This is a genomic window from Ruegeria sp. BG3, assembly GCF_056538485.1.
In genome coordinates, this window is the sequence record NZ_JBQFTE010000014.1 from 1 (window position 1) to 23062 (window position 23062).

A 23062-nucleotide genomic window follows, 5' to 3' on the forward strand; every position below is an offset into this window, starting at 1 on the left:
CCCGTTCAGACTACAATTGATCCACTGGATCAATCGCTTAGCGTTCTCACCTCGTCAGGCCTATAACCTCAAGGTCGCAGGTTCAAATCCTAATCTCATAACCCAAAAATATTACATTATTACAGCGATATAGCGCCCGTCGGGAGGTCTCGTGGGTTTGCGCACCAACCTAAACTCGAAAAATGTTGGAATTCATCACAGCGTGCCCTTGAGTTCTGCCCTATGAGAAAAGCGTAGAAGTTTAAGCTATTCACCTCTTGGCTAAGAGCTCTCAGTCCTTTTTTGTGACATTCTCATCAAACGCGACCTTGAAGGCGGCCTGTTTGTCGGGGCTGGCTTCGGTCTGGTAGTTGGCTTTCCATTCATCCATGGTCATACCGTAGAAGATCTGACGCGCCTCGTCTTTTTCCATCTCGATGCCTTTATCGTTGGCTGCTTCCTGGTACCAGCGTGACAGACAGTTTCGGCAGAACCCGGCCAGATTCATCATGTCGATATTCTGAACGTCGGTGCGATCTTCCATCAAGTGCTTTTGCAGCCGACGGAACGCTGCGGCTTGAAGTTCGATTTCAGTTTGCTTGTCCATGGTGTGGCTCCGAGGAATTGGATGCTGTCTATTTCCGAATTAACGCTCTGATGGGGGTGTTTCAACTGACTCTGCGTTAGGCCAGTTTAAATGCCAGCCACGGAATGATGCAGAAAATCAGCGTGAGGATTTTGTAGTTGGCCAGATAGCGAAAATAGGCACGCTTTACATCAGGCTGTTCCATTTGGAACATTCCGGCATGAACGCCTGCAATCCAATCCTTTAGCAGCACAATCATAAGGGTTGTGAACAGCAAAACAGCGATGTTCAGTATTGCCATCCAGCCAAAAACTCTTGTCAGCAACTCTTGTGTCATGGTCGCCTCCTTCCCGGTTTCCAATGTGGGGGCTGAAGGTGCAGCTCACAACAATGTGCGATCAAAGGCCGCTGTCTGTTAGCGCATCCTGAAGGATCACCGACAGCCGTTCTGCCCAGGCCCGCTGTCCCGCGTGATCCGCGATTAGATCATTGCGAAGCTCGATCAATGCGTTTGGCCGACCATGTGAGGTGCAATGCGTGTCGATGGCATCGCCGGGCAGAACGCCAGTATAAGGCTCATTCACGCCGACGCACAGATCGTCTTCGGCCATCAGGCGATTGATCAGAGGGCGTGAGAAGCGCTCATCCGGGGTGTGCAGAACGCCTACATGCCAAGGGCGTGGTTCGCGACCGCGGAGTTGGCGGGTGAAAGAGTGCATCGACACGATCACCGCATGGGGCAGGGCGGCCAGCCGTCCAAGCGCGTCGTGATAGGGGCGGTAGCACATGTCTAAACGCCGCTCACGCTCGGCCGCATCAGCGTGGCGATTGCCGGGAATGATCGAACCGTCATAGAGCTTCATCAGCAGCGTCGGGTCATTCTCACCCCGGTTCGGATCAATCACAAGGCGCGAGAAATTGGCTGCAATGACCGGCGCGTTCAGGATCTCGCCCAGATGTTTCGAGACCTCGTAGGCGCCGACATCATAGGCGATGTGGCGTTCCATATCTTCGCGCGGCAATCCTAGATCCCCGCCGTTGATTTCGGGAGGGACGGTGTTGGTCGCATGATCGCAGGTGATCAGCCATCGGGACGGGCGATCCTCGCCATGGATAAAAAACGGAGTGTATGTCATGTGCCTGTCATCAAGTTTGCGGCAGGTGTATGGCAGTTGCTTCCAAAAGGGAATTGCGCAATAACCACCCACATACTGTTTGCGGTAACATTGCCGCATCACCGTGGGATTGAGGAGAGCGAAACCAGTGCGACGCCTTAGAAATGTAAAAATCGTGGCGACGCTGGGACCGGCGTCCAATGACTATGACACCATCCGGGCTTTGCATGAGGCCGGGGCCGACGTCTTTCGCCTGAACATGAGCCATGGCAGCCATGACGAGATCCGCGAACGGCATCGCATCATTCGTCAGGTGGAAAAGGATCTGGACAGTCCGATCGCGATCCTGGCCGATCTTCAAGGCCCGAAACTGCGTGTTGGGGTCTTTGCCAATGATGCGGAAGAACTGGTAGAGGGCGCGGCCTTCCGGCTGGACCTCGACCCCGAGGCCGGCGATATCAACCGTGTCTGCCTTCCACACCCTGAGATTTTTGCGGCGCTGGAACCCGGTGCGCGGCTGCTGGTTAATGACGGCAAGATCCGTCTGACCGTGCAGGACTGCGGTCAGGATTTCGCCAATTGCACGGTTGAGGTGGGCGGGACGATCTCGAACCGCAAAGGTGTGAACGTGCCTGATGTGCTGCTACCACTGGCGGCCTTGTCAGCCAAGGATCGCGACGATCTGGAGTTTGTGTGCCAACTGGGCGTGGATTGGCTGGCGCTCAGCTTTGTGCAGCGGGCCAAGGACGTGTTCGAGGCGCGTGCGCTGGCGGATGGACGAGCGTCGATCCTGTCGAAGGTCGAAAAGCCTGCAGCGGTAGAGGCGTTTGACGATATCCTCGACGCATCAGACGGGATCATGGTGGCGCGGGGCGATCTGGGGGTTGAGTTGCCGGTTTCGGCGGTGCCTCCCATCCAGAAACGTCTGGTTCGCAAGTGCCGTGGTGCGGCTAAGCCGGTCATCGTCGCGACCCAGATGCTGGAGAGCATGATCGAAAGCCCGATGCCAACCCGCGCCGAGGTCTCGGACGTTGCAACCGCTATTTACGAAGGCACGGATGCCATCATGCTCAGCGCGGAATCTGCGGCAGGTTCGTACCCGATCGAGGCCGTGCAGACCATGAACAAGGTCGCCATCGAGGTCGAGGCCGACCCGACCTACACGCAGATCATCGCGGCCTCGCGTACTGCCAAAGGGTCGACCATCGCGGATGGTATCGTGGCGGCCGCGCGCGAGATAGCGGAAAAGACCGACATCAAGGCGATCTGCTGTTTCACCCAAAGCGGTACCACCGCGTTGCTAACGGCACGGGAACGTCCAGGCGTGCCGATCATCGCCATGACGCCAGCGACTGGAACCGCCCGCCGCCTGTGCCTAAGCTGGGGTTGTCACTGTGTGATGACGCCCGAGCTTGAGAGGTTCAAAGGGGCCGTGGTCAATGCGGCCCGCGCCGCGCGCGCAGGTGGCTTCGCCGCCGAAAGCGATCAGATCGTTGTCACCGCAGGCGTTCCGTTCAATGTCCCCGGAACCACCAATATTCTGCGTATTGCGCCGTGTGACGAGCGGCTGATCTACAACACCGATCCGGGATGAGTCTGACCGGATTTCAGAAAGGATCATATTGAGAATTCTCAAGCCGCCTAATTTTTAGGCGACTTTTCCTGTTTGTTTTCAAGGGGAAGATGCCCGTAGGGTTGTATGCAGCAAAAATACCTCTGTTTTTTGGTGATTTTGCCGGATACTTAGCCTTAGGGCGATCATCTCAGATAGTTCCAGGTTCCGGTCGCTCTACCGGGGGCACGGGTCCCGGTCAAACCAGAAAAAAATTGGAGGAACGTCATGACAACAAAGATTGTCATTGGACTGGACGGGACAGAAACCGGAGAGCGCGCCGTCGCCTTTGCCAAGGATTTGGCCGGGCGGATTGGCTCATGCGAAATGCTGGTTGTTTATGTCATCGAATGGTCCCCTTTCACTTTCCAAACACCGGAAGAAAACGCCCAACGGCACAAGCGGCGCGAAGAAGAGGTCGAACTGGCCACCTCGCGAATCATTGCCCCTACGGTTGAGGCGCTGAAGGCCGATGGGTTCGAAGCGCAGGGCATCGTGCGCCATGGCGACGTGGCCGAGACGCTGAACGCGATCACGGTTGAAAACGGCGGCACTCAGATCATCGTCGGCCGGGCCTCGGCGGATGGGTTCAAGAAACGGCTGTTTGGAAGCTCGACCCAGAATCTGGTCATGCATGCCGACGTGCCTGTCACGGTTGTGAACTGAGCGGAGGGATTAGGATGAATATGCTTCAAAAACTGGGCCTTGGTGCGACCATGGCTCTGATGTCTGGCCCCGCTTTCGCGCAAGAGGCGCCGGGTCTGGACGAGAAGATCAATCAGGCTTTCGCGGATTTTACCGGCCCCTTCGTTAGCTTTATCTTCGCGCCGTTTCCGGGCACTGGATTCCCATGGATCGTGGGGTGGCTGGTCGTCGCGGCCACAGTGTTTTCGCTCTATTTTGCCTTTGTGCAATTCCGATTCTTCGGACACTCGATCAGCTTGGTTAAAGGCGATTACTCCGACCCCAATGACGCGGGTGAGGTCAGCCATTTTCAGGCCCTTGCCACCGCGCTGTCGGGGACCGTTGGTCTTGGGAATATCGCCGGTGTGGCGGTTGCCATCGGGATCGGTGGTCCGGGTGCCACATTCTGGATGATTGTCGCGGGCCTGCTGGGCATGGCGTCGAAATTCACCGAATGTACATTGGGTGTGAAATACCGCAACGAATATGAAGACGGCACCGTCTCGGGCGGCCCGATGTATTACATGTCCAAAGGCTTTGCCGAGCTTGGCCTGCCGGGCGGCAAAATCCTGGCCGTGCTCTTCTCGATCTTCTGTATCCTTGGCGCGTTGGGCGGAGGCAACATGTTCCAGGCCAATCAGGCGCACCAGCAGATTGCCGGGATTGTCGGAGACTATCCGGGCTGGATCACAGGTCTGGTCTTTGCGGGCATCGTCTTTGCGGTGATCGTGGGTGGCCTGAAATCCATCGCGCGTGTGACCGAAAAGGTCGTGCCGTTCATGGGTGTCATGTACGTGCTGGCGGCGCTGGTCATCATCCTGATGCACGCCGACCAGATCGGCTGGGCCTTCGGTCAGATCTTCGCAGGTGCCTTCACCGGGCTTGGCGTTGCTGGCGGTATGGTCGGTGCGCTGATCCAGGGCTTCCGTCGTGCGGCTTTCTCGAACGAAGCGGGTGTGGGCTCCGCAGCGATTGCGCACTCAGCCGTACGGACCAAAGAACCGATCACCGAGGGCTTTGTCTCGCTGCTTGAGCCGTTCATCGACACGGTTGTGATCTGTACAATGACGGCGCTGGTGATCATCATCACCCAGCAGCTGATCGTTGATCCGGCAACCGGCAACTACATGCTGAACGAAGCGGGCAATGCGATTGCAACGGTCGACGGCAATACCGGCGTCAGCCTGACCTCGGCGGCCTTTGGCAGCGCGTTCAGCTGGTTCCCGTTCATTCTGGCGATTGCCGTGGTCCTGTTTGCCTTCTCGACCATGATCAGCTGGTCCTACTATGGCCTCAAAGCCTGGACCTATCTGTTCGGCGAAGGCCACACCAAAGAGTTGGTGTTCAAGATCATTTTCTGCATCTTCGTTGTCATTGGTGCGGCGGCCAACCTTGGCCCGGTCATCGACTTCTCGGATGCGGCGATCTTTGCGATGGCGGTTGTGAACGTCTTTGCGCTCTACTTCCTGATGAAAGTGGTGCGTCAGGAGCTGGCGTCCTACTCCGAGCGTCTGAAGAGCGGCGAAATCCGCAAATTCAGCCACTAAACCAATACACCGGGGTGGCCCTATGCTGCCCCGGTGCCTGGGCCGCTGCGAAAAGCGCAGATTCTGGGCCAAACCCCCTTGCCAGTATGACCGAACTTGCGTAAACGGCGCATCTGATCGCGTGACCGGCCGAGATGGCATGCCGAGTCGCGTTTAGTACCGAACCCTGAAAGGAGACGGAAATGCCTAAGATGAAGACCAAGTCGAGCGCCAAGAAGCGCTTCAAGGTGACTGCGACCGGTAAGGTCCTTGCTGGCCAGGCCGGCAAACGGCACGGCATGATCAAGCGGACCAAGAAGTTCATCCGCGACGCCCGTGGCAACACCACCCTGTCCGCCCCCGACGCCAAGATCGTCAAGGGCTACATGCCCTACGACCGCTAAGAGGAGATTAAGAGATGTCCCGCGTTAAAGGTGGAACCGTAACTCACGCCCGTCACAAGAAGGTTATCAAGGCCGCCAAAGGTTACTATGGCCGCCGCAAGAGCACCTTCAAAGTTGCTCGTCAGGCCGTCGACAAGGCCAACCAGTATGCAACCCGCGACCGCAAGAACCGCAAGCGCAACTTCCGCGCGCTTTGGATCCAGCGTATCAACGCTGCTGTCCGTTCGCATGACGAGGCTCTGACATATTCCCGCTTCATCAACGGCCTGAACCTGGCCGGTATCGAAGTGGACCGCAAAGTTCTGGCCGACCTGGCCGTACACGAACCGGAAGCGTTCGGTGCGATCGTCGCCAAAGCTCAGGCCGCTCTTGCTGCCTGATCTCTGAAAAGAGAGACAGTGAACAAAGGGCCGTCCCACTTGGGGCGGTCTTTTTTTGTTTTGGATGTGCGCCTGTTCCCCAACGGGGACCGCGTTCAGTCCTCGGCCGGAGGGACGGCGCGCTGATAGAGGTGCCACGTGGTGTGGCCAAGGATCGGCAGGGTGAAGATCAGGCCCAGAAAGGCTGGGATCAGCGAGAGCAGCATTGTTGCCGAGATGATTGCTGCCCAACCCAGCATCACCACAGGGTTTTCGGTAACAACCCGGATCGAGGTCAGCATGGCCGAAACGAAGTTGGTCTCTCGGTCCAGAAGCAGCGGCATGGCGACAACGGTGACCGAAAACAGCACGGCCGACAGGCCCGCGCCGATAAAGGTGCCAATGGCCAGAAACGTCCAGCCTTCGGGCGTGAAGAAGACGGTGTTCAGAAATCCGTCAAAGTCCGAGAAGGAGGCATTCTGCAGGATGATCGCCAACCAAAGGCGCACCTGATAGACCCATACCCAGAAAATGAACAGGGTGACAAAGGCCATCCAGCCCATCTCGCGTTTGCGTTGATTGGCCATCACCGTCAAGATATCGGACCATCCGAACTGTTCCCCGTTCTGCAATCGTCGGGACATCTCATAGAGCCCGGCAGCGGTAAAGGGCGCGACCAGTGGAAAGCCCACAATGGCCGGAATGATCATCCAGACCTTGCCGAGCCAGATCAGGCACCACACAAAGACAATGCCAAAAACGGCGTAGAACAGGCCGAAAAACCCGCTCATGACAGGGCGGGCCAGAAAGTCTGCCACGCCCGCCTTCAGTGAGTCCTTGATGTCCTGCGCGCTTACTGTGTTGACCTTGAGCGCTGCACCTTGCGGCGATGCCATGTCGCCCGACGGTTCCGAGTCTGAGGTTTTGGGTGTCATGATACACTCCTCTGCTTGCAAGTCTGCGACGGTTGATGCGCAAGAGCAAGAGGTGTGTCTGATCGTCTGGTTCGCAAAAAGGCTTGCGGCCCAGAGGTCGGGAAACCGGGGCGTGATCCCCCGGTTTCCCGGTTTTCATTCGCTAGCCGAACACACGTCCCAGCGCACCGTCGACCGCATCGGTGATCTGGTCGATATCATCAGCCGTCGCGATCAGAGCAGGCGAGAAGCACAGCGTGTTGTTGCGACCCGGCAGCGAGCGGTTGGTCGCGCCGATGATGACACCCTGCGCCATGCAGTCTGCCACAACGGCCTGTACCTTCTTTTCGTCCATCGGTTCACGTGTGGAGCGGTCTGCAACCAGTTCGGCACCCAGGAACAGGCCTTTGCCGCGTACATCACCGATGACCTTATGCTTGTCCATCAGCGCTTGTAGGTTACCCATCATGCGATCGCCCATCTCGACGCAGTTGCCCAGCAGGTTCTCATCCTCGATGATGCGCATATTCTCGATCGCCGCGGCCGGACCAGCGGTGCAGCCGCCGAAGGTCGAGATGTCACGGAAATAGTTCATCGGATCCGCCGCGTCGTCTTTGAACATGTCAAAGACCTCTTCGGTGGTGACCAGACAGGCGATGGCCGCATAGCCCGAGGCAACGCCTTTGGCCATGGTGACAAAGTCAGGCTTCACGCCATACTGCTGGTAGCCGAACCAAGTACCTGTCCGACCGACGCCGCACACAACCTCATCAATGTGCAGCAGCACGTCGTACTTCTTGCAGATCTCCTGAACGCGCTGCCAGTAGCCTTCGGGTGCTTCGATCACACCGCCACCTGCGGTCACCGGCTCAAGGCACAGCGCGCCAACGGTGTCTGGCCCTTCGCGCAGGATGACCTCTTCGATCTGGTCGGCAGCCCACTCGCCAAAGTTTTCCTCCGGCGCGCCGTTAAGTTCGTGCTTGCGGTATTCCATGCAATGGGGAACACGTACGAAATCCGGAGCAAACGGGCCGTATTGCGCGTTGCGCTCATCCTGACCACCCGCTGACATCGCCGCCAGAGTCGAGCCGTGATAGTCGCGATCGCGATACAGGATTTTGGTCTTTTTGCCGCCATAGCGCTTATGCGCGATCTGACGGATCATCTTGAAGGCTTTCTCGTTCGCCTCGGAGCCCGAGTTGGTGTAATAAACCCGGCTCATGCCTGGCATCTTTTCGATCAGCTTTTCCGCGAAGATAGATCCGGGAATCGACCCTGCCGAATTCGCAAAATAGCAGAGCTTCATAAGCTGGTCATAGACCGCCTTACAGATGGATTCGCGGCCATAGCCGACGTTCACCGTCCAGACGCCGCCAGAGACCGCATCCAGATGCTCTTTGCCTTTCTGGTCCCAGACACGCATGCCTTTGCCTTCGACAATGATGCGGGGATCGTTTGTTTCAAAGGGTTTATGCTGGATTAGGTGGTGCCAGATATGGGCGCGGTCGGCCTCGACCACGCGGGAAAGATCGTTTTCGTTGAACGTGCCGTCCATGACATGTCCTTTCAGTCTGATGCGGTGTGCAGATTGTGGGATCGGTCCCACGATAGCAAGTAATTGCGATGGCCCAGATCACCGCGAATGGGGTCGCGAATATAGGGCCAGATGTCATCATAGCGTATCGCCAGAGCCCCGCCAGTTGTCGTATTTCTACAAGATGGTCACAGCCTTGTGTTTATGGTCATGTGGCGACACACGCGAATTGGGAGGGTTGGCGGATGCAAGCAGCCAATATGTATGAGCGTCATCTGGATAAGAACCGTGCGAATTACACGCCGCTATCCCCGCTCAGCTTCATTGAACGGACGGCGGCGGTGTACCCCGGCTATCCGTCCGTCGTCTATGGAGACCGCCGCTACAGCTGGGCGCAGACCTATGAGCGCTGCCGCCGTCTTGCCAGCGCCCTGACGGCCCGTGGGGTGGGCAAGGGCGATACCGTCTCGATCATCGCCGCCAACATCCCCGAGCTCTATGAGGCCCATTTCGGTATTCCCATGGCCGGCGCTGTTCTGAACGCGATCAACACGCGCCTCGACGCGCCGATCATCGCCTTCATCCTTAACCACGCCGAGGCCAAGGTGCTGTTGGTCGACCCTGAGTTTTCCGCCGTCGTCAAAGAGGCGCTGCCGCAGGTCGATCATGACCTGCTGGTGATCGATATCGAAGATCCTAGCTTTGATGGTGGCGAACGCCTTGGCAGCCTGACCTATGACGCCCTGCTGAACGAAGGCGATCCGGAGTTCGATTGGTCTCTGCCCGCGGATGAGTGGGATGCGATTACGCTCAACTATACCTCTGGTACGACCGGCAACCCCAAGGGCGTGGTCTATCATCACCGGGGCGCGGCCCTGAACGCGCAGTCTGACCTGCTGGATTGGGGTATGCCGAAGCATTCGGTCTATTTGTGGACCCTGCCGATGTTCCACTGCAATGGCTGGTGCTTCCCGTGGGCCATGGCCCTGAATGCCGGGGTCTCGGTCTGCTTGCGCGCGGTTCGGGCCGAGCCGATCTATGCCGCCTTCCGAGAGGAGAAAGTCACCCATTTCTGCGGCGCGCCCATCGTTTTGAATATGCTGGCGCATGCCCCCGATCACCTCAAGGATTTCGACCACCAGATCAAGGTCATGACCGCCGGTGCCCCGCCGCCCGCCGCCGTGATCGAAGCGATGGAGGGGATGGGCGTCGAGGTGACTCATGTCTACGGCCTGACCGAGACCTACGGCCCTTCAGTCGTCTGCGCGTGGAAGGATGAGTGGAACCTGAAGGCTCCAGCCGAACGGGCCGCCCTCAAGGTGCGTCAGGGCGTGCGCTATTCGGCGCTTTCGGGCCTGATGGTGGCCGATCCCGAAACGCTGGAGCCTGTGCCCGCTGATGGCGAAACCATGGGTGAGATCTTCATGCAGGGCAACGTGGTGATGAAAGGCTACCTCAAGAACCCCGATGCCACCGACAAGGCGTTCAACGGCGGTTGGTTTGCCTCGGGCGATTTGGGGGTGATGTACCCCGATGGTTATGTCGCGCTGAAGGACCGGTCCAAGGACATCATTATTTCGGGCGGTGAGAATATCTCATCCGTCGAGGTTGAAGGTGTCCTTTATAAGCACCCTGCGGTTATGGAGGCCGCAGTGGTCGCCCGCCCGGATGAGAAATGGGGCGAAACCCCCTGTGCTTTCGTTGAGCTAAAACCTCAGGCCAGCGCAACCGAGGCCGATCTGATTGCGTTCTGCCGGGACAACATGGCCCATTTCAAAGCGCCCAAGACGGTGGTGTTCGGAACTTTGCCCAAGACATCCACCGGTAAGGTTCAGAAATTTGTGCTGCGGGATCAGGCGCGTTCGTTGGGCTAGGCTTTGTCGAAGATCGACAGATCCAGATCCAAAAGCTCTCCCATCCACAAGGCGTGATCCCGGTGGTCGGCCAGGTGATCGCCGGTTTCAGCATGGGTGAAGATCGTCAGGCCCTGTCGGTTGAGCATCAACCACGGAATGACCTGATCGAACGCGTCGGCGGCAAAGCCCAGCTGGCAGCTCCACCTCGGATGCGGGCCAACCGGGCGCGCATGCATGCGTCCCATCTGCACCGGGAAGAGGTGGGCGGCCTCTTCGCAGATGTGTTGCGCTAAATCCTGTGTGTCGGCGTCGAAATAGACATGGGCGTGATAGCCGGTGATCTCAGACATCGGGGGCCTCATTGCTTGGATGCAATGAACCTAGGCGGTCTTGGCGCTCAATCCTACCAACACCGGCACACAGGTGCTGTGCGGCATGGCTCAGGGTTTGAAAGGGTCTTCCAGCGCCGGTAGTACAGTGCCATGGCAAGTCCCGAACCCGATTGTGTAGCCATCCCCTTTTGCCGCGCCGGACAGGGTGAGCGTGTCTCCGTCTTCAAGGAAGCTGCGGGCCTCACCGGTTTCAAGGCTCAAGGGGTCTTTGCCGCCCCAGCTGAGTTCCAGCAGCGAACCTCGGGTATCGCGCGTCGGCCCGGAAATCGTGCCGGACCCCAACAGATCACCGGTGTTCATCGGGCAGCCCGAACTGGCGTGATGGGCCAGTTGTTGCGCGGCGGAGTAGTACATTTCGCTGTAATTCGTGCGGGTGATTGTGGTCGCAGCCCGCCCCTCGGGGGCCAGCGTCACCTCAAGCGAAAGGTCGTATAGCATCGGGCCGCAGTCCTTCAGGTGATCCAGCAACTCGAATTCGCGCTCGGGCGTGTCACAGCGGAACGGCTCCAGTGCCGGTTTGGTCACGATCCATGGGCTGACGGATGTGGCCGTGGCCTTGGCTTGGAACGGCCCAAGGGGCTGATACTCCCACGCTTGAATGTCACGGGCGGACCAGTCGTTCAGCAGCACGTAGCCGAAGATATGATCGTCCGCCTGCTGCACCGAGATCGGGCCGTCGGACGGAGTGCCAACGATTGCCCCCATCTCGAGCTCAAAGTCGAAGCGGCGGCTGGGCAGGAAGGTAGGTTTGTCCCGATCGGGCGACTTCAGCTGCCCCCACGGGCGGCGGATATCCGTACCCGACACCACGACAGACGATGCCCGGCCATTGTACCCAATGGGAATATGCAACCAGTTCGGCGGCAGCGCGTTTTCGGGGTCCCGGAACATCGAGCCCACGTTAAAGGCGTGATGCCGACCAGCGTAGAAATCGGTGTATTCGCTGACCGCGAAGGGCATGTGCATGACAACCGCGCTTTGCGGTACCAGCAGGGGCTCCACCGCCTCTTGTGCCGCCGCGCCTTCAGACAGTAGCGCCGTCAATCGGTCGCGCAGGGCGGCCCAGACGGCGGGGCCTTGCTCCATCAAAGGGTTCCAGAAGGGCAGGTCGAACAGAGGCTCATCGGTCAGGGTGATCAGCCCTTCGGCCTCGGCGGTGGTGACATCGAGGATCATATCCCCAATGGCAACGCCGCATCTGGGCTCTTCTTCGCCTAGGGCAAAGACCCCGTAGGGCAGGTTGTTCAACGGAAATGGATGGGTCGCATCATTGGCCGAGGCGACCCAGGATTTCAGCAAAGGCATCTTTTGATCCTTGTCTTGGTTTATTGAGCGTCTCGCAGGGACTTCAGCCCCAGTAGAACGGCAGCCAGAATCATGAAACCGCCCCCCGCGCGATCCAGCCACAGCCGCGCAGACCCTTTTAGCCGCGTCGCCAGCCAACTGGCGCTGGCCCCGTAAGCGATCAAAAACAACCCGTCCATGATCAGATAGGTGGCCGAGAGGATCGCGAATTGCGGCCAGAAAGGTAGCGCGCCATCGATGAACAACGGAAACAGTGCAGCAAAGAACACCACTGCTTTGGGATTGGCGGCTGACGTGATGAAGCCCTGCATCCACAAGGTTTTGCGGCTGGCCATTTGTGCGGTTTGCGCGGTTTGAGGTTTTGCTTTGACAATCGCTTTGACGCCGAGAAAGACCAGATATGCGACGCCCAGCCATTTGATCACAGCCAGCGCGGTGCCTGAGGCCGCAATGATCGCGGCAAGCCCGAGACCCGCCGCCAACATCTGCAACAGGTTCGCCGTCAGATCACCAGCAGCCGTGAACACGCCCCGGCGCAGCCCGTTGGTGGCCGAGTTCGACAGCATCAGAAGCTGGCTTGGTCCTGGAGTGCTCATCAGCAGCAGGACGGTGGCGACATAGGTGATCCAGATATCAAAGCTCATGGCAGGTTATTTCCTTCCCGGTGTCCCATCGAACTTTTTCTCAAGCGAGGCCCAGCAGTCAATATAGTCGTCCTGCAAGGGGGCCTCGGTTGCGGCAAAGGCGGTCAGATGCTGCGGAAAGCGGGTTTCGAACATGAAGGACATGGTGTGGTCCAGCTTGTCCGGCCCCAGATTGGCGTTTGAGGCTTTTTCGAACGCTTCGCGATCCGGGCCGTGCGGGATCATCATGTTGTGCAGGCTCATGCCGCCCGGAACAAAGCCCTGAGGTTTAGCGTCATACTGGCCGTAGATATTGCCCATCAGCTCGGACATGATGTTCTTGTGGTACCACGGCGGGCGGAAGGTGTCCTCGGCCACCATCCAACGTTCGCGGAACAGGACGAAGTCGATATTGGCCGTGCCGGGCTGGCCCGAAGGCGCTGTCAGGACGGTAAAAATCGATGGATCCGGGTGGTCGAAAAGGATCGCTCCGACTGGGCAGTAGGTGCGCAGGTCGTATTTGTAAGGCGCATAGTTGCCGTGCCAGGCCACCACGTCCAGCGGGCTATGACCGATCCGAGTGACGTGGAACTGCCCACACCATTTGATCGTCACGGTTGAGGGCACCTCTCGGTCCTCAAACGCCGCGACGGGTGCTTTGAAATCGCGCGGATTGGCCATGCAATTGGCACCGATCGGTCCGCGCCCTGGCAGTTCGAATTTCTGCCCGTAATTCTCACAGACAAATCCGCGTGCCGGACCTTCCAGCACTTCAACACGGTAGAGCAACCCGCGCGGCAGGATTACGATTTCCTGCGGCTCCAGATCGATGATCCCCAACTCGGTCACAAACCGCAAGCGACCGTCTTGCGGAACCACCAGCAGCTCGGAATCGGCCGAGAAGAAATAGTCATCAACCATCGAGTCGGTGACCAGATACACATGGCTGGCCATGCCGACCTGCGTGTTCACATCCCCTGCCGTCGTCATGGTGCGCATGCCGGTCAACCAGGTCAAAGAGGCGTCAGAATGCGGAACCGGGTCCCAGCGATACTGACCAAGGCTGATCACATCCGGGTCGATACAGGGCGCGGATTTCCAGTAGGGCAGGTCAATTTTCTCATAGCGATGCGAATGCTTGACCGACGGGCGAATGCGGTAGCACCACGTCCGCTCGGGTGGGTTGGCGGTGAAGGCCGTGCCGCTGAGTTGTTCGCCATAGAGGCCATAGTTGCAGCGCTGCGGGCTGTTCATGCCCTGCGGCAGCGCGTCGGGCAGCGCCTCGGTCTCAAAATCATTGCCGAAGCCCGGCATATAGCCGGGATGCGTTCCGACCGGTGTAGCAGCCTGCGTCAGACCATGCGGTTCAGTCTTTTGGGACATCGTGAACTCCTCGGTTTTCTGCTTGTGAGATATTAGTTGTTTTTGTAACTAACAAGCATGTCCCAGGAAAAAGATGATTTTGATCTGCAGAGTTTTTTGCCGTTCCTGTTGAATCAGGCGGCTGAGGCAGCCTCGTTGGAGTTTCAGCGCCTCTACAAAGAACGCTATGGCATGCTGCGCAGCGAATGGCGGGTGCTGTTCCATCTGGGTGTCTTGGGCACTCTGACCGCGAAAGAGATTGGCACGCGTGCGAAACTGCACAAAACCAAGATCAGCCGCGCGGTTCATAAGCTGGAACAAAGCCGCTACCTCAAACGCACAAGGGATGAGGACGACCGAAGGGTCGAATGGCTGACGCTGACACCTGCCGGTCAAGCCGTCTATCGTGAACTGAGCGGCATCGCCGAGCGATATGACGCGAAACTGGCGGGCGCATTCTCAGAAGAAGAGGCCGCCATGCTGAGGAAAATGCTGCGGCGACTGGCAGGGATGGCATAAGGTCTGGTAATTTCCATCACGCAGCCCACATTCAGGGCAATACTTTGACGGACAGTTCCATGACCTCTTCAGATCCCATCTTTGACCTTATCGACTGGCTTGTTTCCAAAGGGCTTGAAGGGGCTGGTCAGGAAGAATTGCTGGACGGCTTTTGCAACCGCCTGATTGATCTGGGGCTTCCACTGATGCGATTCCACGCGGCGCAGTCGACGCTGCATCCGCTTTACGGCGGCACTGGCTATAGCTGGTATCGGGATTCCGGCGGGGAATCCGAACGGTTCGCAAACACCGACACCCCAAGTGAAGTCTGGCAACGCAGCCCTCTCTATGCGCTTTTGCATAAGGACATGGATGACCTTCGCGTTCGACTGGTGGACCAGAACGAACCAAGCCGTTTCCCCTTGTTGAATGACCTGCGCGAGATCGGAGCGACGGATTACTACGCAACGGGCGTGTCGTTTGAACGCTCGGAACAGGTGCGCCCGGCGGGTGAGAAAAAGATCGGTGATGGAGTGCTGATGTCCTGGACCAGCGACGCTCCGACCGGTTTTGATGACAGCGATCTGGGGAAAATTCACATCGCGCTGCCGCATCTTGGGCTTGCGTTGAAATCCGCCAAGAACCAGACCATGGCCAAGGATTTGATGCGCGTCTATCTGGGGCGCGATGCGGGGCGGCGTGTCCTGTCTGGCGAAATCCGTCGCGGTTCATTGCAGCAGATTGATGCGGTGATCTGGAATTTCGACCTCGAAGGCTTCACCACCCTGTCCGAGGATATGCCGGGTCACGAGATCATCGACATGCTGAACGACTATCTGGCCGTTGCCGTGGGCGTGGTACACGACAATGGTGGCAACATCTTAAAATTCATGGGTGACGGGCTGATGGCTATGTTTGATGTGGGAGAGAGCGACGCTGATGCCCGCGCGGCTCTGGCCGCTGTCGCCATGCTGCAAAGCCGGATGGAAGAGCTGAACGCGCAACGACTGGCAGATGGGCAGAGGGTGGCGAATTTCACTCTGGCGCTGCATTCGGGTGAGATCCTCTATGGCAATATCGGATCAGAAACCCGGCTGGATTTCACGGTGATTGGCCCTGCGGTGAATCAGGCGGCCCGGATTGCCGGGATGCACCGGTCGTTGGGCCAGAGGATTCTCGTCTCCGACGACGTCGCCCGCGCCGCACAACCCTGCAGCCAGGAACTGATTTCGGTCGGGCGCTACATGTTGCGCGGTGTGAACGAACCGAAAGAGCTGTTTACGATCTACAGCCCCACGCAGGTCTCGGACGAGACAGAGGCCAAGAACGCAACGTAACGGTGGCGTGGCGCGCGTCGTGGTGAAACCCTCTGGTCAAATGGAAAAAAGAGGCGGGCCGCCTAGGCCCGAAATGGGGGCATGTTCAGGAAGGTTCTAAAATACTCGGTTGGCGCATTGGCGCTGGCTGTTGTCGCAGCAGGCGGCTACCTTTGGGTCGCGCCACCGGATCTGTTGAAAGTGGGCACCAACTATTCCGCCAAGATCGTCTGTTCGAACGTGTTCCTTGCCGGGCGCGATGCCGATACCGTGCTGCAAAGTGATGTGCAGGCGCCGGGGCATCCGTTGCTGAAGCAGGTTTCGGTCAGCGTCGACGAACAGGGCCAATCGGTCGAGGCGCGTATGTTTGGCTTCTTCGCTCCGGCCACATCCCAGTATCGCCCCGGTTTGGGATGCACGAATGTGCACGACGTAACGTTGGCGGATCACACCCTGCCCGAACCCGCGCCCGTACCCAACGGTCTTTGGCCGTATGGAAATGAGGTGGTTCTGTCCGAGAACCCCGCGCTGGCTGATGTATTGTCGGACCCGTCCTTGCTGGGCGAAGGCTACCGCGCCGTCGTGGTGGTCAAGGACGGGCGCATCATTGCTGAGGTTTATGCTGATGGCTTTGACGCAGAAACCCCTTTGTTGGGATGGTCGATGACGAAAACCATCACCGCAGGGTTGATTGGTACGCTGATCCAGTCGGGCGATATGGCGCTGGGCGATGATCTGACGGATATCTTCCCAGATTGGGCCGGGGACTCGCGCCGCGACATCACGGTCGAGGACATGCTGGCCATGTCCAGTGGTCTGCAATGGGATGAAGAATATGGCGACGTCTCGGACGTAACGCGAATGCTGTATCTCAAGGATGACATGGTCGATTTCGCCGCCGGACGCCCAGCCGCCTATCCCACTGCGACCGGGTTCAGCTATTCCTCGGGCACGTCCACAGTTCTTTCGCGGGTGTGGCAGGGCCAGCTTGAAGAGGGCGACCTCGGCTACCCCCGTAAGGCATTGTTCGACCCTCTGGGAATGCACTCAGCTGTGATGGAGACCGATGGGACGGATACTTTCGTGGGTTCAAGCTACATGTACGCCACCGCGCGCGACTGGGCGCGCTTTGGGCAGTTTCTGCTGCAGGGCGGTGTTTGGAAAGGGCAACATATCTTGCCCGAAGGCTACACCGATTGGATGTTCGAACCCGTTGCAATCTCGGAAGGGGCCTATGCCAAAGGGCACATGTGGTTGGACGGCCCACGTGGTGAGCCGCAATTCGAGGACACCGTCTGGCTGCAGGGCCATGACGGCCAATCCGTCGGCATTTTTCCTTCGCAAGATATGGTCGTAGTGCGTTTGGGGCTGACGCCGTCACGGTTGGGATATTCGCCACTGCCTTTGGCCAAAGCTCTGATCGCGGCTGTGGGTGACGGCTGAAGTGCTGCAGCGCACAGACGGCGGTCACAGGTTTTCCTCTTGCTCAGACCTGCTGCATCGATCTCTGAAAAGAGGTGCCAGAGCGGATTGGCCAAATTCGGTTTTCTATCCTGAAATAGAAACACCTGCTCGCAGGCATATCGGTCCAAACGCACTCCTTCTAGCCCTCGATGCTGACCAGTCCCGAAAACTCATTTCTGGCGACACTTAGAATAATCTCCGAAAGGAAGGCGAACGTCTTGTGGTGACCGCTGGACTTTCGCCAAACCAGACCGATGGACCTGTTCAACCGTCCCGGGCGATAGGGCACCAGAACCACATCTCCGCCGACCTCCGGAATTTCAGATGCGGCGTAGAGCGAGGGAAGAAAGGAAACGCCGATATTCACCGCTGTCATCTGCCGAATTGCGTCAAGACTTGTGCCCTCGTAGTCGTGGAGGAGGTTGGCCCCCAAAGTACTGGCGAGGTCCGCTACTTGGTTGTGAAGTGTGAAACGACGAGAGAGCGCCAGAATGCTCTCACCCTTCAGATCTTGGTCATTGGCCATTTCCTTGTGGGCAAGGCGGTGATTTCGGGCCACCGCAAGTTTCAGAGGTTCCCGAAGCAGGCGCAGGATCGTGACGTCTGACGAGTTCACGGGCAATTGCGTCAGAATGAAATCATGTACCCCGCTTAGAAGCTCCTGCATCAGTTCGGATGGCGCTCCGTCTCGCACTGTTAGTTTTAGGTTCGGGTGGTTTTCATGCAGGTGGTGAAAAACACGCGGCAAAAGGTACGGACCGAGGGTTGGTGATGATCCCAGTCGGAACGTGCCCGCAAGCTCGGATTTCATCCGGCCGGAAGTTTCTTGCAGCAAAGCGACCTCTGACAAGATGCTTCGGGTTTTTTCCAGTACTTCCCGCCCCTCTGGTGTCAGTACTGCTCCGGCTCTGCCGCGCTCGACCAGTTTCAGTTCAAGCGCGGCTTCGAGATTGGCAATCTGCAGGCTCAGAGATGGCTGGCTGATACCTATCCGCTCAGCGGCTTTTCTGTAGTGACCAGTTTCGGCCAGCGCTCGAAAGTAAGCCAGTTGTTTTAGTGTCAGCTGCAATTCCATTGATAGGTTTTTCCAATCAAAGTTTCTAACACAATAGGCTATTATATTGGGCCGAAACAACCATCATTATCTTGTGGCCTAATTTAGAGCGCTTGTTTTTGGTGCGTTTGCTCGGAGGATTACATGAATATTCAAAACAACTTTGCCAAAACGGACGATGTCCGCGCATTTCTATCCTCAGTCCACTTGCCCACTTCGCGATCGCAGGGTGTCCTTTCGCGGGACGAAATTGACTGGTGCAAGATGCGTGGCATCGAGTTGGCATATGATCCTGTGCAAATCGGATGGGTGCCTCTGCTCTGTGAGGATGACATATCTGAAACATCCAGCCGGCCTCAATCTCGGCAAATTCGGTTGCGTCGCTGGCAAGCGCAGGATGCAGCTGACTATGCTGCCATGCTCTCGTCAGAACGATTGTGGCAATATTTGCCCGATCGATACCCGGGTGCAATCAGCGAGGATGACGCGCGACAGTTGATCGAATTGACGGGTGAAGATCATCACGAAGTCTTGGCCGCCACGGTAGACGACATTGTCATCGGGCAAGCCAGAATACTGAGGGTGGGACAAGACAGCGCCGAAATTAGCTATTGGATCGGCGAGCAGCATTGGGGCAAAGGGTATGCCAGCTCCATCGTAGCGCAATTCTGCACGCAGTGCTTGCGTCTAAACCCTGAGATTAGTCGGCTTTTTGCGGTTGTGCACGAGAGCAATATTGCGTCTCAATCGATCCTCAAGAAGTGCCGCTTTGCCGAGATTTCTCGTGACACTGTCTGGATAACATTCGAGCGCTACCGCCGCGCGTCTTAGGCTGTAGTGCCCGATTGGGGTTGCCAGGTCTGGCGAGTAAGCGGTTCAAATAGCGCTTAGAAGTCGATCTCGACGCCGGGCAAGTTCAACTCGCGCATCATGTCGCGCAGCTCCTGACGCGCGGCGATGTTCGAGATGTTCAGCTGTTTGACGCCAATATCTTTGAGGTCCAACAGAGTCAGGCCACGGGGAAAGAGCTCGCGGAAGATGACCCGCTCGGAAAAGCCCGAAGCGACGCGGAACCCGATGCGTTGCGACAGCATCTCGATCGCGCGTTGCATTTTTTCCTTGTTGACCATGCGCTGAGTACCCACCCGGTTACGCACGACGACCCAGTCGATCGGTTTCAAACCAGCCTGCGCCCGTAGTTGCCGCGCGTTCCAAACCATTTCGGAATAGACCGAAGGGCCGAGGATCTTCTCACCTTTGGAGTCAATCCGGGCCAGCAGGTCGAAATCAATGAAACTGTCGTTCAGCGGTGTGATCAGCGTATCGGCCAGCGAATGCGCTACCTGGCTGAGGCGGGTGTGTGAGCCGGGGCAGTCGATCAGGATGAAATCACTGTCATTCTCAAGCTGCGAAACAGCCGCCGAAAGACGATGGTCATAGATATTCTCGCCCGGTTTAAGGGTACTGGCGTCGATCTCGGGCAGGTCGTGGTGGCGCGGGCTGGGCAGTGTCGCCTCAGCGTTTTTTAAGAAATTCGCCCGGTTCTCGAAATAGCGTCCCAAGCTTCGCTGGCGCAGGTCCAGATCCAGCGTGCTGACCTTGCGGCCCAGACGCGCCAGAGCGGTGGCCACATGCATGGAAACGGTCGATTTGCCTGCGCCGCCCTTTTCGTTCCCCACTACTATGATATGTGCCATGCCGTCGTTCCCAAGCCCTACCGTGTTTGTCCACACGTTGTTATGAGCCACTATATGTTGTGTCAGCGGGGAAGAAAAGAACCTCGGAGCGTTGTTTCGACCAATAACAGGCTCTAATTTGGAAAACCCAATCGCTTTGGCAGTTTAGAACGCCATGCTTGCCAAACCCGGGTCCGTGATTCACTGTTCAATCGGGGATCGGACAGGAGGATACCGGTTGGAGCAGCTGTTCCTGAGCGTTCTGAATGTGGTTTTACCGGTCCTGATTTGCGTGGGCATCGGGTATGGGCTGGCGCTTACCAAGTCTCCGTTTGACAATAAGGTGGTCGGAGGGATCGTCTCGCGGGTCGGCTATCCGACCCTGATCCTGTCGCATCTTGCGGGCACCAAGCTGAATCTGGGCACGTTTCTGGATATGATGAGCGCCGCCGCGCTGGCTGTGGCCAGTTTTGGCGTTCTGGGCTTTGTGGCTTTGCGGCTTCTGCGCCTGCCTGTAAGGGCGTTTCTGACCCCTCTGATGCATGGGAATGTGGGCAATATTGGCCTACCGATCACTCTGCTTGCGCTGGGCGATGCGGGGATGGCCTACACAATGGCCTTTGTCGTCGTTGTGCTGATCAGCATCTTTACTGTTGGCATGTGGATCCCGGCCGGAGTGTTCTCGGTCATAAAGCTGGTCACATCGCCGATCATCTATTCCGTGGCCCTGTCGCTGATCCTGATGGCTACAGGGACCAGCCTGCCGCAACCGATTGCCAAGTCCTTCGATATCCTCGGCGGGTTGTCGATCCCGCTGATGTTGCTGACACTGGGCCACACGCTGGCGACGCTAAGGATTGCCAGTCTGGGGCGTGCCGTCTTGCTGACCGGACTGCATCTGGTCATGGCTGTGGGCATCGCCATGGGTCTGGTCTGGCTTTTTGGCTTCACAGGTGCCGAGCGTGGTGCCCTGATCCTGTGCAGCCTGATGCCGTCCTCGGTAGCGACATACCTGTTCATCGACCAGCACGTACCGGAATACGGCCCGGATGTCGCCGGGTTCATCCTAGTGTCTACCTTGACGACCATACTCGTTCTACCGCTGGCCTTGACCTATTGGATTTGACGTAAACCCTATGCGTAGCTGCAAAAATCGGTAATCTACTGAAAAATTGCGGTAAAGAGCCACAAGCTCAGGGTGACACGATGAACGGAAAGACGCCGACAGACGTAACCCCACAAGCCCGCGCCCGCGTGGTGCTGGCGATGACAGCAATCTGCATGATGGTTGTGGGGTTTAACACCACCGCCGTTGCGACGATCCTGCCCAACCTGAAAGCCGAATTCGACCTGACACCGTCCGGCCTGCAATGGGTAATGGCGATCTATACCGTCGCCAGCGCCTCGCTTGTTACCATCGTCAGTCGTCTGGGCGATATCACTGGCAAGATGGGGGTTTTCTTCTTTGGTATGGTCGTCTTTGCCTTTGGGTCTGGCTCGGTCCTGTTTGCGCAAGATGCGACTATGCTGTTGATCGGGCGTGGAGCGCAAGGCGCGGGGGCGGCGGCGTTGTTCGGAACCTCTCTTTCCCTGCTGACAGCGGCGACACCTGAGGAGCAGAGAGCCGGTGTCACCGGTTTCTGGGGCGCGATTGTCGGGCTGGCTATCGGCGTTGGTCCCATTGTAGGCGGTGCCTTTGGGCACTACATCAGCTGGCGCGCGGTGTTTGCCGCCGATTTGGTTCTACTGGTCGTGGCCTTTATCATTGGGTTGCATGTCAGCAAAAGAAAATACGTACCTGACACACGCCTTGCCGGGGCACGATTCGACTATCCCGGAGCAGTTGCCATTCTGTTGTTTCTCGGGCCGCTGTCCTTTGCGCTTAGCAATGGGGAAAGCGGCGGGTGGAGCACACCGCTGACGCTAATACCGCTGGCTGTGGCGGCCCTGGCGACCGTCCTGCTGGTCATTGTTTCGCGTCGCAGTGATGACCCGTTGATCGAGCTGCGGTATTTCCGCCATCCGCGTTACTTCATGGCCGCCGCGGGAATGTTCTTTACCGGTTTCACGCTTTTCTGTTTCTTTGTCTATTTCAACACATTTGTGCAATCGCCAGATGCCTTTGGCTATACTTCCATCGGAGCGGGATTGGCGATTATGCCGCTAAGCCTCAGCATGTTTGTCATATCTGTCACCGCGCCCCGCTTTCTGGCGCCCTACAGTTTCCAGTGGCCGGTTGCGATCGGTCTGGGGGCAATGGCATGTGGGTTCCTGTTGCTGACGACAGTTTCGAATACCACGCAATATTCCGAAATTTGGTGGAAGCTGCTGATCGTCGGGATCGGGTTGGGTATCTGTTTCTCGCTTCTGCCACGCCTCGGCCTGCGCCTTCTGCCCGAAGAGCATGTTGGGCAGGGCTCAGGCGTGATCAACGCCTGTCTCTATTTCGGAGCAACCATGGGGGCAGTGGTCGGTGGGTTGGCAGAGTCCATCACCATACGCCGGGGCCTGTCCGAAGTGATTGACGCACTGCCCTCGGGATCTTCGCAGCGTGCTGATCTGGCACATGCGCTAACCCATGGCAAACCTGGCCAGGTCCAGCAGTTACTCACCAGCTTGGAGCCGACGGCAGGAACAGCTCTGGCTGAGGCTCTACGGGATTTGCAGGACAACGCCTTTGACAGCGCAATGGTGGTCGCTGCAATTGCCGCTCTGATCGGGATGGTTTTGGCGCTGCTGCTGCTGCGCGGACCCGTGCCGCCACTACACAGTGCTGTGGAACTGACGAAGTAAGACAGTTATC

General features: G+C 57.8%; 23 protein-coding genes. 12 read left to right on the forward strand and 11 right to left on the reverse strand.

Annotated elements, in window-relative coordinates:
* Positions 1-271: 271 nt before the first annotated feature.
* The 3 genes from ACR0AI_RS20050 to ACR0AI_RS20060 form a co-directional block, all read right to left on the reverse strand.
* Positions 272-586, reverse strand: a complete 315-nt coding sequence (locus tag ACR0AI_RS20050) for a DUF1244 domain-containing protein (RefSeq protein WP_480676688.1) — start codon at positions 584-586, stop codon at positions 272-274.
* 76 nt (positions 587-662) lie between these two features.
* Positions 663-902 carry a DUF6868 family protein gene (locus ACR0AI_RS20055; RefSeq protein ID WP_480676690.1) on the reverse strand — a complete coding sequence of 80 codons (240 nt, stop codon included), beginning with the start codon at positions 900-902 and terminating at the stop codon, positions 663-665.
* 61 nt (positions 903-963) lie between these two features.
* Positions 964-1701, reverse strand: coding sequence for an N-formylglutamate amidohydrolase (locus ACR0AI_RS20060; protein WP_480676692.1), 738 nt, complete (start codon positions 1699-1701; stop codon positions 964-966).
* A 127-nt stretch (positions 1702-1828) separates the two neighbouring features.
* Here ACR0AI_RS20060 and pyk point away from each other — a divergent pair, with 127 nt between their 5' ends.
* The 5 genes from pyk to rplT all read left to right on the forward strand — a co-directional run bounded on the left by pyk (position 1829) and on the right by rplT (position 6286).
* The gene (pyk, locus tag ACR0AI_RS20065; RefSeq protein ID WP_480676694.1) at positions 1829-3274 is read left to right on the forward strand and encodes a pyruvate kinase; all 1446 of its coding nucleotides are present in this window, start codon (positions 1829-1831) and stop codon (positions 3272-3274) included.
* Between the two features lie 246 nt (positions 3275-3520).
* Complete coding sequence (locus tag ACR0AI_RS20070; protein ID WP_480676696.1) at positions 3521-3958, forward strand: universal stress protein; 438 nt, start codon at positions 3521-3523, stop codon at positions 3956-3958.
* Positions 3959-3972: 14 nt separating this feature from the next.
* The gene (locus ACR0AI_RS20075) at positions 3973-5523 is read left to right on the forward strand and encodes an alanine/glycine:cation symporter family protein (protein WP_170380992.1); all 1551 of its coding nucleotides are present in this window, start codon (positions 3973-3975) and stop codon (positions 5521-5523) included.
* 182 nt (positions 5524-5705) lie between these two features.
* Complete coding sequence (gene rpmI / locus ACR0AI_RS20080; RefSeq protein ID WP_010443552.1) at positions 5706-5906, forward strand: 50S ribosomal protein L35; 201 nt, start codon at positions 5706-5708, stop codon at positions 5904-5906.
* Positions 5907-5920: 14 nt separating this feature from the next.
* Positions 5921-6286, forward strand: coding sequence for a 50S ribosomal protein L20 (gene rplT / locus ACR0AI_RS20085; RefSeq protein WP_008756009.1), 366 nt, complete (start codon positions 5921-5923; stop codon positions 6284-6286).
* Between the two features lie 95 nt (positions 6287-6381).
* On the opposite strand, the gene ACR0AI_RS20090 is transcribed toward rplT, so the two are convergent.
* Both ACR0AI_RS20090 and ACR0AI_RS20095 read right to left on the reverse strand, forming a co-directional pair.
* On the reverse strand, positions 6382-7200 hold the full coding sequence (locus ACR0AI_RS20090) for a DUF2189 domain-containing protein (RefSeq protein ID WP_480676698.1): 819 nt from the start codon (positions 7198-7200) through the stop codon (positions 6382-6384).
* Positions 7201-7342: 142 nt separating this feature from the next.
* Positions 7343-8734 (reverse strand): aminotransferase class III-fold pyridoxal phosphate-dependent enzyme, encoded by a 1392-nt coding sequence (locus tag ACR0AI_RS20095; protein ID WP_170720392.1) that lies wholly within the window; start codon positions 8732-8734, stop codon positions 7343-7345.
* A gap of 224 nt (positions 8735-8958) precedes the next feature.
* Between ACR0AI_RS20095 and ACR0AI_RS20100 the strand changes: the two genes are divergently transcribed.
* Positions 8959-10587: an acyl-CoA synthetase gene (locus ACR0AI_RS20100; RefSeq protein WP_480676700.1), complete on the forward strand. Its 1629-nt coding sequence runs from the start codon at positions 8959-8961 to the stop codon at positions 10585-10587.
* Here ACR0AI_RS20100 and ACR0AI_RS20105 read toward each other — a convergent pair.
* The 4 genes from ACR0AI_RS20105 to hmgA form a co-directional block, all read right to left on the reverse strand.
* Positions 10584-10919, reverse strand: a complete 336-nt coding sequence (locus tag ACR0AI_RS20105; RefSeq protein WP_480676702.1) for a DOPA 4,5-dioxygenase family protein — start codon at positions 10917-10919, stop codon at positions 10584-10586. The genes ACR0AI_RS20100 and ACR0AI_RS20105 overlap by 4 nt on opposite strands.
* Positions 10920-11009: 90 nt before the next feature.
* Positions 11010-12266, reverse strand: coding sequence for a fumarylacetoacetase (gene fahA, locus ACR0AI_RS20110; protein ID WP_480676704.1), 1257 nt, complete (start codon positions 12264-12266; stop codon positions 11010-11012).
* A 20-nt stretch (positions 12267-12286) separates the two neighbouring features.
* The gene (locus ACR0AI_RS20115; RefSeq protein ID WP_480676706.1) at positions 12287-12910 is read right to left on the reverse strand and encodes a LysE family translocator; all 624 of its coding nucleotides are present in this window, start codon (positions 12908-12910) and stop codon (positions 12287-12289) included.
* A gap of 6 nt (positions 12911-12916) precedes the next feature.
* Entirely contained in the window at positions 12917-14272 is a 1356-nt protein-coding gene (gene hmgA, locus ACR0AI_RS20120) for a homogentisate 1,2-dioxygenase (RefSeq protein ID WP_480676708.1), read from the reverse strand.
* Between the two features lie 57 nt (positions 14273-14329).
* On the opposite strand from hmgA, the gene ACR0AI_RS20125 reads away from it, so the two are divergent.
* The 3 genes from ACR0AI_RS20125 to ACR0AI_RS20135 all read left to right on the forward strand — a co-directional run bounded on the left by ACR0AI_RS20125 (position 14330) and on the right by ACR0AI_RS20135 (position 17508).
* Entirely contained in the window at positions 14330-14770 is a 441-nt protein-coding gene (locus ACR0AI_RS20125) for a MarR family winged helix-turn-helix transcriptional regulator (protein WP_480676710.1), read from the forward strand.
* A gap of 59 nt (positions 14771-14829) precedes the next feature.
* Positions 14830-16086, forward strand: coding sequence for an adenylate/guanylate cyclase domain-containing protein (locus ACR0AI_RS20130; protein WP_480676712.1), 1257 nt, complete (start codon positions 14830-14832; stop codon positions 16084-16086).
* Positions 16087-16167: 81 nt separating this feature from the next.
* Positions 16168-17508 carry a serine hydrolase domain-containing protein gene (locus ACR0AI_RS20135; protein WP_480676714.1) on the forward strand — a complete coding sequence of 447 codons (1341 nt, stop codon included), beginning with the start codon at positions 16168-16170 and terminating at the stop codon, positions 17506-17508.
* 160 nt (positions 17509-17668) lie between these two features.
* On the opposite strand, the gene ACR0AI_RS20140 is transcribed toward ACR0AI_RS20135, so the two are convergent.
* Positions 17669-18604 carry a hydrogen peroxide-inducible genes activator gene (locus ACR0AI_RS20140; RefSeq protein WP_480676716.1) on the reverse strand — a complete coding sequence of 312 codons (936 nt, stop codon included), beginning with the start codon at positions 18602-18604 and terminating at the stop codon, positions 17669-17671.
* A gap of 123 nt (positions 18605-18727) precedes the next feature.
* On the opposite strand from ACR0AI_RS20140, the gene ACR0AI_RS20145 reads away from it, so the two are divergent.
* The gene (locus ACR0AI_RS20145) at positions 18728-19414 is read left to right on the forward strand and encodes a GNAT family N-acetyltransferase (RefSeq protein WP_480676718.1); all 687 of its coding nucleotides are present in this window, start codon (positions 18728-18730) and stop codon (positions 19412-19414) included.
* A gap of 56 nt (positions 19415-19470) precedes the next feature.
* On the opposite strand, the gene ACR0AI_RS20150 is transcribed toward ACR0AI_RS20145, so the two are convergent.
* Entirely contained in the window at positions 19471-20280 is an 810-nt protein-coding gene (locus ACR0AI_RS20150; RefSeq protein ID WP_170463159.1) for a division plane positioning ATPase MipZ, read from the reverse strand.
* A 217-nt stretch (positions 20281-20497) separates the two neighbouring features.
* Here ACR0AI_RS20150 and ACR0AI_RS20155 point away from each other — a divergent pair, with 217 nt between their 5' ends.
* Both ACR0AI_RS20155 and ACR0AI_RS20160 read left to right on the forward strand, forming a co-directional pair.
* Positions 20498-21385, forward strand: coding sequence for an AEC family transporter (locus ACR0AI_RS20155; protein ID WP_480701451.1), 888 nt, complete (start codon positions 20498-20500; stop codon positions 21383-21385).
* A gap of 80 nt (positions 21386-21465) precedes the next feature.
* Entirely contained in the window at positions 21466-23052 is a 1587-nt protein-coding gene (locus ACR0AI_RS20160; RefSeq protein WP_480676722.1) for an MFS transporter, read from the forward strand.
* Positions 23053-23062: the final 10 nt, after the last annotated feature.

Excerpts from the sequence above, each read along its gene's own strand:
- rplT (WP_008756009.1), top strand. The coding sequence starts at position 5,921 with ATGTCCCGCGTTAAAGGTGGAACCGTAACTCACGCCCGTCACAAGAAG.
- ACR0AI_RS20130 (WP_480676712.1), top strand. The coding sequence starts at position 14,830 with ATGACCTCTTCAGATCCCATCTTTGACCTTATCGACTGGCTTGTTTCC.
- ACR0AI_RS20100 (WP_480676700.1), top strand. The coding sequence starts at position 8,959 with ATGCAAGCAGCCAATATGTATGAGCGTCATCTGGATAAGAACCGTGCG.
- ACR0AI_RS20160 (WP_480676722.1), top strand. The coding sequence starts at position 21,466 with ATGAACGGAAAGACGCCGACAGACGTAACCCCACAAGCCCGCGCCCGC.
- ACR0AI_RS20125 (WP_480676710.1), top strand. The coding sequence starts at position 14,330 with ATGTCCCAGGAAAAAGATGATTTTGATCTGCAGAGTTTTTTGCCGTTC.
- hmgA (WP_480676708.1), bottom strand. The coding sequence starts at position 14,272 with ATGTCCCAAAAGACTGAACCGCATGGTCTGACGCAGGCTGCTACACCG.
- ACR0AI_RS20070 (WP_480676696.1), top strand. The coding sequence starts at position 3,521 with ATGACAACAAAGATTGTCATTGGACTGGACGGGACAGAAACCGGAGAG.
- ACR0AI_RS20060 (WP_480676692.1), bottom strand. The coding sequence starts at position 1,701 with ATGACATACACTCCGTTTTTTATCCATGGCGAGGATCGCCCGTCCCGA.
- ACR0AI_RS20050 (WP_480676688.1), bottom strand. The coding sequence starts at position 586 with ATGGACAAGCAAACTGAAATCGAACTTCAAGCCGCAGCGTTCCGTCGG.
- ACR0AI_RS20105 (WP_480676702.1), bottom strand. The coding sequence starts at position 10,919 with ATGTCTGAGATCACCGGCTATCACGCCCATGTCTATTTCGACGCCGAC.
- ACR0AI_RS20150 (WP_170463159.1), bottom strand. The coding sequence starts at position 20,280 with ATGGCACATATCATAGTAGTGGGGAACGAAAAGGGCGGCGCAGGCAAA.
- ACR0AI_RS20135 (WP_480676714.1), top strand. The coding sequence starts at position 16,168 with ATGTTCAGGAAGGTTCTAAAATACTCGGTTGGCGCATTGGCGCTGGCT.
- ACR0AI_RS20140 (WP_480676716.1), bottom strand. The coding sequence starts at position 18,604 with ATGGAATTGCAGCTGACACTAAAACAACTGGCTTACTTTCGAGCGCTG.
- ACR0AI_RS20055 (WP_480676690.1), bottom strand. The coding sequence starts at position 902 with ATGACACAAGAGTTGCTGACAAGAGTTTTTGGCTGGATGGCAATACTG.
- fahA (WP_480676704.1), bottom strand. The coding sequence starts at position 12,266 with ATGCCTTTGCTGAAATCCTGGGTCGCCTCGGCCAATGATGCGACCCAT.
- ACR0AI_RS20145 (WP_480676718.1), top strand. The coding sequence starts at position 18,728 with ATGAATATTCAAAACAACTTTGCCAAAACGGACGATGTCCGCGCATTT.
- ACR0AI_RS20095 (WP_170720392.1), bottom strand. The coding sequence starts at position 8,734 with ATGGACGGCACGTTCAACGAAAACGATCTTTCCCGCGTGGTCGAGGCC.
- ACR0AI_RS20075 (WP_170380992.1), top strand. The coding sequence starts at position 3,973 with ATGAATATGCTTCAAAAACTGGGCCTTGGTGCGACCATGGCTCTGATG.
- ACR0AI_RS20090 (WP_480676698.1), bottom strand. The coding sequence starts at position 7,200 with ATGACACCCAAAACCTCAGACTCGGAACCGTCGGGCGACATGGCATCG.
- rpmI (WP_010443552.1), top strand. The coding sequence starts at position 5,706 with ATGCCTAAGATGAAGACCAAGTCGAGCGCCAAGAAGCGCTTCAAGGTG.
- ACR0AI_RS20115 (WP_480676706.1), bottom strand. The coding sequence starts at position 12,910 with ATGAGCTTTGATATCTGGATCACCTATGTCGCCACCGTCCTGCTGCTG.